15 protein-coding genes are annotated in these 13,939 nt (G+C 36.5%); 12 read left to right on the top strand and 3 right to left on the bottom strand.

Features of this window, described 5'->3' with window-relative positions:
* From trpC to ACLBXA_RS14405, 6 genes are all read left to right on the top strand, one after another.
* Positions 1–762, top strand: coding sequence for an indole-3-glycerol phosphate synthase TrpC (gene trpC / locus ACLBXA_RS14380; protein WP_000536711.1), 762 nt, complete (start codon positions 1–3; stop codon positions 760–762).
* Complete coding sequence (locus tag ACLBXA_RS14385; RefSeq protein WP_000865127.1) at positions 759–1,373, top strand: phosphoribosylanthranilate isomerase; 615 nt, start codon at positions 759–761, stop codon at positions 1,371–1,373. The genes trpC and ACLBXA_RS14385 overlap by 4 nt, the downstream gene beginning before the upstream one ends.
* Positions 1,370–2,563 carry a tryptophan synthase subunit beta gene (trpB, locus tag ACLBXA_RS14390; RefSeq protein ID WP_001105026.1) on the top strand — a complete coding sequence of 398 codons (1,194 nt, stop codon included), beginning with the start codon at positions 1,370–1,372 and terminating at the stop codon, positions 2,561–2,563. Before ACLBXA_RS14385 ends, trpB begins: the two co-directional genes overlap by 4 nt.
* 3 nt (positions 2,564–2,566) lie before the next feature.
* Positions 2,567–3,343, top strand: coding sequence for a tryptophan synthase subunit alpha (trpA, locus tag ACLBXA_RS14395; protein ID WP_000537833.1), 777 nt, complete (start codon positions 2,567–2,569; stop codon positions 3,341–3,343).
* Between the two features lie 73 nt (positions 3,344–3,416).
* Positions 3,417–3,776: a DUF4029 domain-containing protein gene (locus ACLBXA_RS14400; RefSeq protein WP_000946136.1), complete on the top strand. Its 360-nt coding sequence runs from the start codon at positions 3,417–3,419 to the stop codon at positions 3,774–3,776.
* A gap of 114 nt (positions 3,777–3,890) precedes the next feature.
* A complete protein-coding gene (locus tag ACLBXA_RS14405) occupies positions 3,891–5,390 on the top strand; it encodes an L-lactate permease (protein ID WP_000996272.1) in 1,500 nt (499 codons plus the stop codon).
* Positions 5,391–5,653: 263 nt separating this feature from the next.
* Here ACLBXA_RS14405 and ACLBXA_RS14410 read toward each other — a convergent pair whose 3' ends face one another.
* The gene (locus ACLBXA_RS14410) at positions 5,654–6,769 is read right to left on the bottom strand and encodes an RNA-guided endonuclease InsQ/TnpB family protein (RefSeq protein ID WP_001142359.1); all 1,116 of its coding nucleotides are present in this window, start codon (positions 6,767–6,769) and stop codon (positions 5,654–5,656) included.
* Between the two features lie 248 nt (positions 6,770–7,017).
* Here ACLBXA_RS14410 and ACLBXA_RS14415 point away from each other — a divergent pair, with 248 nt between their 5' ends.
* A complete protein-coding gene (locus ACLBXA_RS14415; protein WP_016097962.1) occupies positions 7,018–7,701 on the top strand; it encodes a DUF2278 family protein in 684 nt (227 codons plus the stop codon).
* Between the two features lie 14 nt (positions 7,702–7,715).
* On the opposite strand, the gene ACLBXA_RS14420 is transcribed toward ACLBXA_RS14415, so the two are convergent.
* Positions 7,716–8,549, bottom strand: a complete 834-nt coding sequence (locus tag ACLBXA_RS14420; RefSeq protein ID WP_447617276.1) for a hypothetical protein — start codon at positions 8,547–8,549, stop codon at positions 7,716–7,718.
* A 196-nt stretch (positions 8,550–8,745) separates the two neighbouring features.
* On the opposite strand from ACLBXA_RS14420, the gene ACLBXA_RS14425 reads away from it, so the two are divergent.
* A complete protein-coding gene (locus tag ACLBXA_RS14425; RefSeq protein ID WP_000650096.1) occupies positions 8,746–9,531 on the top strand; it encodes a zinc ribbon domain-containing protein in 786 nt (261 codons plus the stop codon).
* A 19-nt stretch (positions 9,532–9,550) separates the two neighbouring features.
* The gene (locus tag ACLBXA_RS14430; RefSeq protein ID WP_001099914.1) at positions 9,551–10,786 is read left to right on the top strand and encodes a TcaA 3rd/4th domain-containing protein; all 1,236 of its coding nucleotides are present in this window, start codon (positions 9,551–9,553) and stop codon (positions 10,784–10,786) included.
* Positions 10,787–10,829: 43 nt separating this feature from the next.
* On the opposite strand, the gene ACLBXA_RS14435 is transcribed toward ACLBXA_RS14430, so the two are convergent.
* Entirely contained in the window at positions 10,830–11,261 is a 432-nt protein-coding gene (locus ACLBXA_RS14435) for a hypothetical protein (RefSeq protein WP_000332402.1), read from the bottom strand.
* 198 nt (positions 11,262–11,459) lie between these two features.
* On the opposite strand from ACLBXA_RS14435, the gene ACLBXA_RS14440 reads away from it, so the two are divergent.
* The 3 genes from ACLBXA_RS14440 to ACLBXA_RS14450 all read left to right on the top strand — a co-directional run bounded on the left by ACLBXA_RS14440 (position 11,460) and on the right by ACLBXA_RS14450 (position 13,939).
* On the top strand, positions 11,460–12,794 hold the full coding sequence (locus ACLBXA_RS14440) for a CoA-disulfide reductase (protein ID WP_150191827.1): 1,335 nt from the start codon (positions 11,460–11,462) through the stop codon (positions 12,792–12,794).
* 99 nt (positions 12,795–12,893) lie between these two features.
* Positions 12,894–13,382 (top strand): GNAT family N-acetyltransferase, encoded by a 489-nt coding sequence (locus ACLBXA_RS14445; RefSeq protein WP_447617279.1) that lies wholly within the window; start codon positions 12,894–12,896, stop codon positions 13,380–13,382.
* 146 nt (positions 13,383–13,528) lie between these two features.
* Positions 13,529–13,939 (top strand): DUF3908 family protein, encoded by a 411-nt coding sequence (locus tag ACLBXA_RS14450; protein WP_000996793.1) that lies wholly within the window; start codon positions 13,529–13,531, stop codon positions 13,937–13,939.

Below are 13,939 nucleotides of genomic sequence, written 5' to 3' on the forward strand. Positions count from 1 at the left end.
GTGGGGACGATTTTAGATAAAATTGTAGAACAGAAGAAAAAGGAAGTTGCGGAGTTATATGAAACGTATACACCAGTCAAAACAAAAAGAAAGACACATTCACTTGTAGAAGCGTTACAGCAGTTTACTGTCATTGCAGAAGTAAAGCGAGCATCACCATCAAAAGGAGATATCAATTTACACGTTGACGTACGAAAACAAGTGGGAACATATGAAGACTGCGGGGCAGGAGCAGTATCTGTTTTAACAGATGGTCAATTTTTTAAAGGATCGTTTCACGATTTACAAACAGCAAGAGAAGAAAGTAACATTCCGCTTTTATGTAAAGATTTCATAATCGATAAGATTCAAATCGATAGAGCGTATGAAACGGGAGCAGATATTATTTTACTAATCGTAGCAGCGTTAACGAAAGAAAAGTTAAAAGAGTTGTATAGCTACGTGTTAGAAAAAGGATTGGAAGCGATTGTTGAAGTTCATGATGAACAGGAATTAGAAACTGCGATCCAACTAAATCCACATGTTATTGGCATTAATAATCGTAATTTAAAAACGTTCGAAGTAGATTTAAGCCAAACTGAAAAGTTAGGAAAACGATTGAATGAGGAGAAATTACTTTGGATTAGTGAAAGTGGCATTCATTCAAAAGAAGATATTACCCGCGTTAAAAGAGCTGGAGCAAAAGGTGTATTAGTTGGAGAGGCACTTATGACATCATCTTCTATTAGTAGCTTTTTTGAAGATTGTAAGGTGAATATATGAAAGTGAAAATTTGTGGTATTACTGATGTTGAAACAGCAAAATGTGCTTGCGAATACGGAGCAGATGCAATCGGATTTGTTTTTGCAGAAAGTAAGCGGAAAATTACTCTGGGGCTAGCGAAAGAAATTATTGGGGAGCTTCCAGCACACGTATTAAAAATCGGGGTTTTCGTAAATGAATCAGTTGAAGTGATTCAGAAGATTGCAGATGAGTGCGGGTTAACGCATGTGCAACTACATGGGGATGAAGAGAATCATCAAATTAGAAGATTGAATATTCCGTCTATAAAATCGCTAGGAGTAACTTCAGAGAGTGATATGAAAAGCGCTCAAGCATATGAAACGGATTATATATTGTTTGATAGCCCGAAAGAAAAGTTTCATGGAGGAAATGGAAAGACATTTTCATGGGAATTACTTGAGCATATGCCAAAAGAGTTGCGAAAGAAAACGATATTAGCTGGTGGATTAAACATCCTTAACATAGAAGAAGCAATTCGAACTGTTCGGCCATATATGGTCGATGTAAGTAGCGGAGTAGAGACAGAAGGAAAGAAAGATCTAAAGAAAATAAAACAATTTATTATAAAATCGAAGGAGTGTTCCAAATGAACTACGCATATCCAGATGAAAAAGGTCACTACGGTATATACGGAGGACGATACGTTCCAGAAACGTTAATGCAATCTGTATTAGAACTAGAAGAAGCATATAAAGAAGCGATGCAAGATGAAGCGTTTCAAAAGGAATTAAATCATTATTTAAAAACGTACGTTGGAAGGGAAACACCGCTTTATTTCGCTGAAAATATGACGAAGTATTGCGGTGGTGCAAAGATTTATTTAAAACGTGAAGATTTGAACCATACAGGAGCTCATAAAATTAACAATACAATCGGTCAGGCACTACTTGCAGTACGAATGGGCAAGAAAAAAGTTGTCGCTGAAACAGGAGCAGGACAACACGGAGTGGCAACTGCTACTGTATGTGCCCTACTCGGATTAGAATGCGTCATCTTTATGGGAGAGGAAGATGTGAGACGTCAAAAATTAAATGTGTTCCGAATGGAATTACTCGGAGCGAAAGTAGAAAGTGTAGCGGCAGGTAGCGGCACATTAAAAGATGCAGTGAACGAGGCGCTTCGCTACTGGGTTTCACACGTGCACGATACACACTACATTATGGGATCCGTTCTCGGGCCACATCCATTCCCGCAAATTGTCCGTGATTTCCAAAGTGTAATTGGAAATGAAACGAAAAAACAATATGAGGCGTTAGAAGGAAAGTTACCAGAAGCAGTCGTTGCTTGTATTGGCGGTGGTAGTAATGCGATGGGCATGTTTTATCCGTTCGTACACGATGAAGAGGTCGCTCTTTACGGCGTAGAAGCAGCAGGGAAAGGCGTTCATACAGAAAAGCATGCAGCAACTTTAACGAAAGGAAGCGTCGGTGTTTTACACGGATCAATGATGTATCTTCTGCAAAACGAAGAAGGGCAAATTCAAGAAGCGCACTCTATTTCAGCAGGACTCGATTATCCAGGTGTTGGTCCAGAACATAGCTTGCTAAAAGATATTGGCCGCGTTTCTTATCATTCAATTACTGATGATGAAGCGTTAGAAGCATTTCAATTATTAACGAAAAAAGAAGGAATTATTCCGGCTTTAGAAAGCTCACATGCTGTCGCATATGCATTAAAATTAGCGCCGCAAATGAAGAAAGACGAAGGACTTGTCATTTGCTTATCAGGCCGCGGTGATAAAGATGTAGAGAGTATAAAACGTTATATGGAAGAGGTGTGAAAAATGGGAGTAGAAAAAATTAAAGCAGCGTTTGAAAATGGTAAGAAAGCATTTATTCCGTACGTAATGGGCGGAGATGGTGGACTTGAGAAATTAAAAGAAAGAATTCGTTTTCTAGACGAAGCAGGAGCAAGCATCGTTGAAATTGGTATCCCGTTTTCAGATCCAGTTGCAGATGGCCCAACGATTCAAAGAGCAGGGAAGCGAGCGCTAGATAGCGGTGTAACAGTAAAAGGTATTTTTCAAGCATTAATAGAGGTAAGGAAAGAAGTGCAAATTCCGTTTGTACTCATGACATATTTAAATCCAGTACTCGCATTCGGAAAAGAACGATTTGTAGAGAAGTGCTTAGAGGCCGGTGTGGATGGTATTATCGTTCCAGACTTACCGTATGAAGAACAAAATATTATTGCGCCGTTACTTCGAGAGGCAAACATTGCGCTTATTCCACTCGTTACCGTAACGAGCCCTATTGAAAGAATTGAAAAAATCACGAGTGAATCAGAAGGGTTCGTTTATGCTGTTACAGTAGCGGGCGTAACGGGAGTACGTCAAAACTTTAAAGAGGAGATTCATAGTTACTTAGAAAAAGTAAAATTACACGTCAACTTACCAGTAGTCGCTGGATTTGGCATTTCAACAAAAGAACATGTAGAAGAAATGGTTACAATATGTGACGGAGTTGTTGTTGGAAGTAAGATCATTGAGCTTTTAGAAAATGAAAAACGAGAAGAAATATGTGAATTAATATATGCAACAAAACAAAAAGAAGAGGCGTAAGTCTCTTCTTTTTGTTTTGCGTAATAAATGTTAAAATATACAGAAAATACATTTAATTCAGAGGTGAGAAGGCATGCTAAGACGCAAATTACTGTATCTTCTTTTAACTATACCACTATACGCTTGGCTCATTAGCATGACGAAAATAGAGTTGATGGCTCTATTTTTAGGATATGTATTTATCTTTTCCAACTTAAATCGCATTCAAGAACAGTCTATTTTAGAAATATGTCTATTTTCGATTAGTATAGAATTATTTAGTATCGTTTCGATTGTATTATTAAACGAATTATTTCTACGGATTCATTCATTTACATTAATGAAATTTTGGAATATTGCATTGCAAGCAATATGTACTTACATTGTGTTTGTTGTGTTGAAAAAAATAATCGGACAGCAGACAGTTTTTCAGGATAATAGAAAATGGGAGTGAATGAAAAGGGGCCGTTTGGCTCCTTTTTTAAATCTGTCTTAAAAACAATTGAAAATTACAACATCTGTTATATAATAGTTAAAAATTGTATTTTAAACGAAATGAGATGATAACATGGCCATATTGTTGGCACTTATCCCAATTATGATGATTTTCATTTGTTTATTTTTATTTAAACAAACGTCATTAAGGTCCTCGTTAATTTCTTATGCTGTGTCTGTCGGAATCGTTTTACTCTCGCCAACGTTTCGATTAGGGATAAGTGAAACTGTGCACGCAACGATTAAAGGATGGTTAATTTGTTTTATTGTCGGATACGTTTTATTTTTCGGTATTTTTTTATTTCACCTCATGAACAAAATGGGATACATCGATCAAGTAGCACGTTTTTTAGAAGAAATCACACATGATCGCTTATTACAAATGCTGCTTATGTGTTTTGGCATTTGTCCGCTTATTGAATCAGTAAGTGGATTTGGTATTGGATTCATGGTTGCAGCACCTATTTTTCTTTCGCTAGGCTATAAACCATTTCAAGCTGTACTGCTCTCATTCATCGGCTTACTAGCTAGTTCATGGGGCGCAATGGCAACGGGTACGATTATCGGTTCGCAGCTAATAAATATGCCTCTTACAACACTTGGTACAAATACAGCGCTATTAAGTATTCCGATGTTTGCTTACTTCGTTATTCTTTCTTTACACGTTGTTGGCGGCTGGCAAGCGGTTATAGAAAAGTGGAAAGAAGGAGTAGGGTTCTTTCTATTATTTTCTCTCGGAATCTATCTTTCTAATGCATACGTAAGTGTTGAACTAGCCGGGATATTAAGTTCTATCGTTACGATTACATTTGGCTTTCTTATCATTAAATTAAAAGGAAAAAGTGGGCAAAATCTTATAACAGAACATGCCGCTGCAACGGAGAGAGAAGTATCCATTATAAAAATTATTAGCCCTTATATATTTCTAACAGTTTGTATTTTACTTTCTCGCCTCGTTCCAGCATTACATGATTTGTTCAGATCATATGCGGTTCTTGATTTGAAATCATACTCTTATAAACTAGAGTTACTATATTCACCAGGATTTTGGCTCGGTATGACTTGCTTATTTACTATTATTTTCTTCCGCATCCCGTCTAATATTATTAAACAATCATTCTCACAAACGATCAAACAATGGATTCCATTTGCTATTACGACGACAATGTTTATCGCCATTTCAGAACTAATGGGTGCATCTGGCATGCATTCATTACTTGCAAAAACAGCTGGTGAAACATTTGGAACCTTTTTCGTTTTTGTTGCTCCGTTTATTGGCGCTATTGGTGGATTTTTAACAGGTAGTAACGCAGGATCAAATGCAATGTTTATAAAACTACAAATGCAAACCGCACAAAACGTAGCACTCCCGTGGCAATATGTCACAACACTTCAAAACACCGCATCATCAGTAGCGACAATCGCTTGTCCATCACGGATTACATTAGGTGCTTACTTATGTAATATCCCTTACCGTGAAAATGAACTATTAAAGAAGACGACGTTAATGATCTTTGGTGCGGTTTTGCTTGTAGTGGTAGAGGTTATTGTTTGGTATATGTTGAGAAATTAAAAATCCTCCTAACATAGGAGGATTTTTTTTATGAATGGATAATGTTTTAAATATGAAAAGCTTCTACTAAGTCAACAACCCGCCACTTAACACCCTTACGGGTCGTTTGAAGTGGGGGCTTGCGTCTGTCGGAGTTCGACAGTGCTTCTACCCTCATAGAGAGCAACTACGCTTATTCCTACCCAGTAGTACGAACGAGAAATGCTCTCCTACCTTAGTATGGTGGAGCATAAGGACGGTTGACTTCGCCCCTACCACAAGAGCTATACTCCTGTGGTAACTACACTGATATGCTTAATTCCCTTACGGTGTAGATTCATCGCACCAATACGGTCATCATTTGATTGGTATTGGCAATTTTTACACTTAAAAGTGTGTAGCTTTTTATTACGATTCGCTTTTTCAATGTTTCCGCACTTAGGGCAAGTTTGGGAAGTATATTTGGGGTCTACCACAATTACCTTTTGTCCATTCAATTCAGCTTTATACTCAAGCATTTGACGGAACTGATAGAAAGCCCAAGATACAGAAACATAGCGGTTTTTCACTCGTACTTTCTCTGTCGCAGAACGAACCCCTGTTAAGTCTTCTAAAACAAACATAGTACCTCTAGGGTATGCCTCAACGAGTGCCTTTGTAATTTGATGGTTTACATCAGTTACATAACGGTTTTCTCTTGAGCCAATTTGTTTTATTTTCTTACGAGAAGATGGTGTTTGTCGTGTTTGTAATTGCTTACGAGTAGCTTTAAATTTACCACGCTTATGTTTAACAATATTTCCGTTGTAGAAGGTTGTTTTGCCCTGACTATCATAAGTGGTTGCAAGGAAGTTGATTCCTAAATCAACACCAACGATGTTGTTTACATCTGCGAAATCTAATGTTTGGTACTCTTTTGTCATCGGGATATGTAAGAACCACTTTTTGTACTTATGCACTAATTTAGCAGTACCAAATTTCCAAGTGCTGTTGAAGTATTTCTTCATAGCCTTACGCTCATAATTTAGTTTTAGGCGACCTTCAAGCGTGTTTACACTAAATTGGTTTTTGGTTAGTGAATAATCTCGATTCCAGACTAAATCATATTCTGCAAGTTTGAAGTCAATCAAAGACCATTCATGTCCATTTGATTTAGCCGACTTGTAACGAGCAATTACAGTTTTCATCACAGATTGAGCCATTTGACTTTTTAACCTAAATTGATTTCGCAAATCAGAATAATATAAGTTATTGAGATTTACTTGATTAAGGTTCTTTGTTTCAAATATGTGTTTTGATAACCAATTACAAGCCTTGCGGTAAGCGTTCGTTGTTATCTTTAGACTTTCAGCTTGATTATCGGAAACATGGATTTGTATTTTTGCAGTAATTGTAGGCATTATTTTCACCGCCTTTCACTAATTAAATTGTAACAGATTTTTAGTGAAAGCAAACAACTTAAGTAGAGGAAGTAGGAGGCAAGGTGGAAGTTTCAGATACTTGATATGGTACAGAATCTTAGGATTTTTAACGTACCATACCGTATCTGCCGGCAATTCCTCCCCCACTTATCGTTGGGCTATCGCCCTTCACACGATTGAAGTAGGGGGTATCCTTGCCGATTTTAGATGAATAGGAGATGAAATGTATGCCCCTAAAAAACTACGGTGTGTTAAAAGGTACAGTTATACAATCAAAGATTGGAAAAGGGAAGACACCTCATTATCAAGTTCATTTACAGGGCGAGACTGGAGTAGATTATCGTATTGCTATTAACGTAAAGTCGCAAAGTTATCCGTCAGAAGTTTTATATTTTGCGAATAACAATATTAGGTCAGAGGCGATTCATATTTTACCGACATTACCATTTGGTTTTACGGAAGTAAAAAATAATGAACCGAAAGTAGCTTTAGATTATGTAAGAGGAAATCTATTTGACTCAAAACAAATGATTCCTTTGCCTCCCGAAAAAGCAGGAGCAGATAATGATTTAAACGAAAAAATAGAACGTTATATAAAGCGAGCGATAGAAGAAAAAGCGATTATTTACGCGTTTGGTGAAAGATGGGGACCAGAAGAAAACACACCAGATTCCTATTTTCATTTCAAACCAGGAAACGGTATACATGATATTCACATGAATCAAGGGAATGTAGAGAAATGGAAAGGTGATAATGGCATATGGCAAGACGGAGGGATACTCATTCACTTTGAAAAGGAAGAAGAATGGATTGGTATCTTTCTTGCATTCCAATCACAGTCATGGTGTACCGATGAAGAAGGGCATGCTCGTGTGCCTGTTGAGCATTGTGATTATAAGGGGAATAATTAATAAGAAGAGGGCGTTCAAAAAGAACGCCCTCTTCTTATTTTATAAAACGAAAAACTAACGAGTGTAGAAAGACAAGAGAAAAGCAGTGCTACACTAGAAAACGCAATGAGATACATATTATATTTCATAACCTGTCCAATTAGCTGGTTACTGTCGTATTGAAACAGTCCCGCTATGATGTTGAATAAAAATAAAACGATAAACATGACGATAACTCCGTCTATTGATCCTTTAATGTCTGGTTTACTTAAAGCGATATGTGCGGAAATACAAATGGCGATAAATAAAAATAACCAAAAGGAAGGATTCAATAAATTGCCGATTGTAAATAAGCTTTTCAATAATACAAACGTCGACAAGAGCATGTTTTGAATCATTTCTACATTAATAGAAGTAGAAGCGATCGTTTTTTCGAGAGTTGTATTAAATAAAAAATATGATTCTGGTACGAAATAGCGCATTAAAAGGATTAATGCAGTAATACCAGAAATAATAGGCCCGATGCCGATGAAGAAATTCCCAATTCGTTGATACACACTTTTTTGATTGTATTGATGTTGTACGTAACCTAATGCTCCTTGACTTGTATCTGTTGGGAAAAACTGCGTTGCTACAATTTTATGACGGAACAGTACGCACATAATGGTATGTCCAAGTTCGTGGATCGGAACACCAATCCACGCCGTTAAAAGGAATCCTTTTCTTCCGAAAGCCCTCGACCAATACATTCGTGTTAGTGATTCTAAATAACCTAATAGAAATCCAATTACAATGATAACGCCAATTAAGGAAAATAATTGGATTACGCTTGTAAGGAGTATTTGAAAAATTGAGTTTACCAATTCCATTGTCTTTCATCCAATCTGTTAAAAATGTTATTTGTTCTGTTTCATAATAGCATTATTTTTCAAGATTGCTAGCATATATAATTTCTTTTGAAAGAAGGATTTCAGAATCTTTTTCTTGTAGTCATGTTTTATGTACAAAGTCATATATTGAATTTGTAACACCCTATATGGTATATGCTTAAGGAGGGATGAGAGAATGAAATGTCCGTCATGTCATACAGAAAATGCAGCAGAGGCAAAGTTTTGCGGGAATTGTGGACATTCGTTAACGGAAGAAGTAGTGGCAAGTAGTGGTCAAGAAGAAGGGCCGGAACAAGCACGCGCGGCACAAGTAAAGGAAACTCGGCCAAATGAAACGGTAGAGCAAGCGAAGCGGTTTGCGAGCGGCTATTTTCAATTTTTTAAACATGCATTACAAGCACCGACAGCGATTATGAAAAGCGGCACGATTGAAGTAAGAAATGGAATTGTAAGTCTTGTTCTTATTTGTTTTTTAGGAGCATGTATTTTTTATAGAATGATGAGTGCAGCATCAGCAGTTACGAGAACATTTGCACCAGATATATCTACTCCCACATTTTTTGTAGAATCTATAACGGTCTTTTTCTTTTTATTAATTTTAACTTTATTTGTCGGATTTATTATTTTTGTAAGTGGTAAGATGATGAAATCATCTTTTTCGTTTCTTGAAGTATTCGGTATATGGGGAACGCTAGCGACGCCGGCTATTGCTATATTAGTCCTTTCTTTTCTTTTTAGTTTCTTATTAATCTTTTTCTTACCGATATTATTATCGGTAGCTGCAACTTATATAGGGATTAGTATAACTGTAGCCATATTAAAGCTAGACAATGGCGGATTAGATCTCGTGTACACACTTATTATTGCAAATGTTTTAATTGGAATTGCAACATTTATTGTACTTTGGTCTTACATTAGCACGATAATTCAAGCCTTAACACAGGGAATAACTGGCTTCTAATGAAAAGGTGGTTGACTGGATGAATGTATGTACAAAGTGCGGAATTCAGTTTGAAGATGGTGTGCAATTTTGTCAAAACTGCGGGACGAAGAGGGGAAGTCCTGTAGTAAAGAAGAACATGAGCGGTGGTGCAAAGGTTGGCATTACACTGTTAGCACTATTTGTTATAGCGATTATTGGATTATATTTGTACGGATCATCGTATTATACGCAGGTGGCACAAGTAGATCGGATGATTACGATTTTACAAGAGAGGGACGGAGAGAAATTAGCTGAGATCATTACGGCAGATGATCAATCGGTTATGATAACAAAAGAGAGTTTAACGCCTCTATTTTCATATATAAAAGAAAATCCATCGTATGTGAATGAATTAAAAGAATATTTGAGACAAGGTGAAAAACAACGGGACGGAATAGAAAGAGCTGATTTTTCGTTAACGAAAGACGGAAAGTATTTCTTTATATTTGATCGGTATAAATTGAAAGTGAAGACGTACTATACCACTTTGCTTACAAATGAAAAAGGCGTATCGTTAAAAATGAACGGAAAAGAAATTGATAAGACAGATGACAAAAAGTTTGAGAAGCAATATGGGCCGTTTCTTCCGGGCAATCAAGTGTTTCAATCAGAATATAAAAATGATTATGTAAAACTATCGCGTGAGGAAAAGGTTGTACTTATGAAACAAAGCCAAAATAACGTAATGATAGATTTAACGTTGCAAGGTCAATATATTACAGTTCAAACGAACGCGCCTGGTGCAACATTGTACGTAAATCAAAAACCAGTTACAGCACTGGCAGGAGAAGAAATTACATGGGGGCCTATAGCGACTGATGGAAGTACGACGATTTATTTAGAACGAAATGGAGAAAATGGAAGGGAAACGACGAAGGTAGAAACGGTAACGGCACTTCCGTCTTATAATCTTCCATTTCAAAAGAAAAGTACAGAAAAAACAGTTGTTTATAATGTTACTCCGCCATCTACCACTCCGTATGTATATAATGGTTTCATTTTCCCAGATAGTGATATTCGAAAATTAACGAGTACAGATTTAGCATATTTATCGAAAGAACAGTTGAAAATTGCTAGAAATGAAATATATGCAAGGCATGGACATATTTTTCAGACGAAAGATATGCAAACGTATTTTTCAAAACAATCTTGGTATAGAGAAAATCCATATTTTACAGGAAAGCTAACAGATATTGAAACTTATAATGTTGAACTCATCAAATCAAGAGAATAAACATGTGAAAAAGGTACAGTGCATAACTGTACCTTTTTTATGGTTATTTATCTGAACCAGGATCCCTTGAGAAAAAGATGTGAAAGAGAAATGTGACTTTACTTGATCCTCCTGATGTACTAGCTTGTATATGTGATAAAGGACCAGATGTTAGGGCTGCCTCGGAATGGGGAGGGACGACTATTTTGAGCGCATGATCTGATTCTGGTGAAGCAGTAACAGTTATTGTATCGTCAGAGAAGTTCAGAATTTTAACTGAACCGACTGGAAAGATAGACTTGCCAGCATGTGATGCTGAAGCGAATTGGGTAGCTTTCCAAATATCTTGCGCAAACGTATCATCGTTAGATAACCAGGCACGAGCGCTGTATATTGTCGCATTAATGGAAAATTCTTGGTCAAGTGAGAGGGCGGGTTTCGGTTCTTTTGGTTCTTGCGGTTCATCTGGAAGCTGGGCGAGAAGGCCGGCGCACATATATTTCACCTACTTTCAATAGTAACTGTTATAGCATATTAAACATGTTGTTTATGAGACACGACGGCTACCTATTTAGGCATAGGTTTGTGCACCAAATTTGAAGATAAAATCCTCTTTCTTTACAATGGAAGTAGGTGTTATTTTTATAAAATATGGAAAACGTAAAGAGTATGTAAAAAAAGAAGGAGTGGTAAAGTGAACTATGTCATTATTGGCGGAGATGCAGCTGGTATGAGTGCAGCTATGCAAATTGTTAGAAACGATGAAAATGCAACTGTTGTAACGTTAGAAAAAGGTGAAATTTATTCATACGCTCAGTGTGGATTACCGTATGTCATTAGTGGTGCTATCGCTTCAACTGAAAAGTTAATCGCGCGCAACGTAAAGACGTTTCGTGAGAAATATGGAATTGATGCGAAAGTGCGTCATGAAGTAACGAAAGTAGATACAGAAAAGAAAATGGTGTACGCAGAGCATACGAAGACGAAAGAAGTTTTTGAATTTCCGTACGATCGTTTATTAATTGCAACTGGAGTGCGTCCTGTTATGCCAGAATGGGAAGGTCGAGATTTGCAAGGTGTTCACCTTTTAAAAACAATTCCAGATGCTGAGCGTATATTAAAAACGCTAGAAACGAATAAAGTTGAAGATGTAACCATTATTGGCGGTGGTGCGATTGGACTGGAGATGGCAGAAACATTCGTCGAACTTGGTAAGAAAGTAAGAATGATTGAGCGAAATGATCATATCGGTACGATTTATGATGCAGATATGGCTGAATATATACATAAAGAAGCAGATAAACACAATATTGAAATTTTAACGAATGAAAATGTGAAAGCATTTAAAGGAAATGAAAGAGTGGAACAAATTGAAACGGATAAAGGTACGTATAAAGCAGATCTTGTTTTAGTATCGGTTGGAGTGAAGCCGAATACTGATTTTCTTGAAGGAACAAATATACGTACAAATTATAAAGGGGCAATCGAAGTAAATGCATATATGCAAACGAATGTGCAAGACGTATATGCAGCCGGTGATTGCGCAACACATTACCACGTTATAAAGGAAATTCATGATCATATCCCGCTCGGAACGACTGCTAATAAACAAGGGCGACTTGCTGGACTGAATATGCTTGATAAACGAAGAGCATTTAAAGGTACGTTAGGCACAGGTATTATTAAATTTATGGATTTGACGCTCGCAAGAACAGGCTTAAATGAAAAAGAAGCAAAAGGGCTACATATCCCGTATAAAACGGTCAAAGTAGATTCTACAAATATGGCGGGCTATTATCCAAATGCAAAACCACTTTACTTGAAACTACTATATCGCTCTGATACGAAACAATTGTTGGGCGGGCAAGTAATTGGAGAAGAAGGCGTAGATAAACGTATTGATGTGATCGCGATGGCACTTTTCAATAAAATGAGCATTCATGATTTAGAAGATGTCGATTTAAGTTATGCACCACCATATAACAGCGTTTGGGACCCAATTCAGCAAGCGGCAAGGAGAGCAGAATAGCACTTTTTAAGTGCTATTTTTTTGCAAAGGTAGGTAAACTTTTTTAGCGAATAATAAAGAGGGAGAAACAGTTACATATAGGGAAGGGGATTATTAAAAATGTTTGTAGCACTTCAAACCGTTCAAGAATCTGAAAAAGAAATATTACGTAATTTGTACGCACTATATCTTCATAATCTCTCTACATTCACTCCTAATATAAAGATTGGGGCAAATGGATTTTTTGAATACGAAGATTTGCACATGTTTTGGGGAAATGACGGAATCACTCCGTATTTTATAAAAGCTGAAAATAGTATTGTAGGATTTTTAATATTGTTGGAACGCCCGTTTTTGAAGAAGGAAAACGACTTTGGCATAAATGACATTTTCATATTGAATCAGTACAAAGGAAAAGGAATTGGTAAACAAGTTATTGAGAATGTACTAAAAGAGAAACGAGGACAGTATTTCGTTATCGAACTTGTGAAAAATGTACCAGCTGTTTCTTTTTGGAAGAAAGTATATAGGGAGCTAAACATCGTATTTGATGAGAAAACACAGTTAATCGATGATGAAGAATGTCTCGTTCAAACGTTTAAAATATAATGAAATCGGTGCCTCTAGTAGATTACTTTGAAATTTAACTTTATTTTGAATATACCGTTCACCCTTGAAAACATAGTACTTATCGCTTATATTTTCATATAGTATTTATTTTTAAAAAAAGCAATGAACGAACCAGGGGGCACAGTATGGCAATTAACATGAAAACAATCGAAGAATGGATTGCTGAATCAAACGCAAGACAAGAAGAAGACTTTGGACACGTTGTGGAAGAGATGAAAGAAGTATGCGTCGGACTTGATAATGCGACATTAATTTATACGAAAAATGTATTTTGTTTCGGTAAAAAAGTAGAAGTGTTTTTCTTCTTCCAAGACCATGTCGTGATCGGACAAGAAAAAGACGAATATATTGAGATTGAAAAATTAAAGTATGATGATATTACAAATAGTAATTTAAAAACAAATGACAAAAATACAACGTTAGAATTAAAGTTTGCTAACGGACAATCTATTAATTTAGATAGTTTAAATGATAACTACGGTACGAAAAATTGGTTATTTGCTAGACAAATTAAGAGTATTTTTAAGTTAATCTAG

It is taken from the genome of Bacillus sp. D48C (assembly GCF_053345735.1).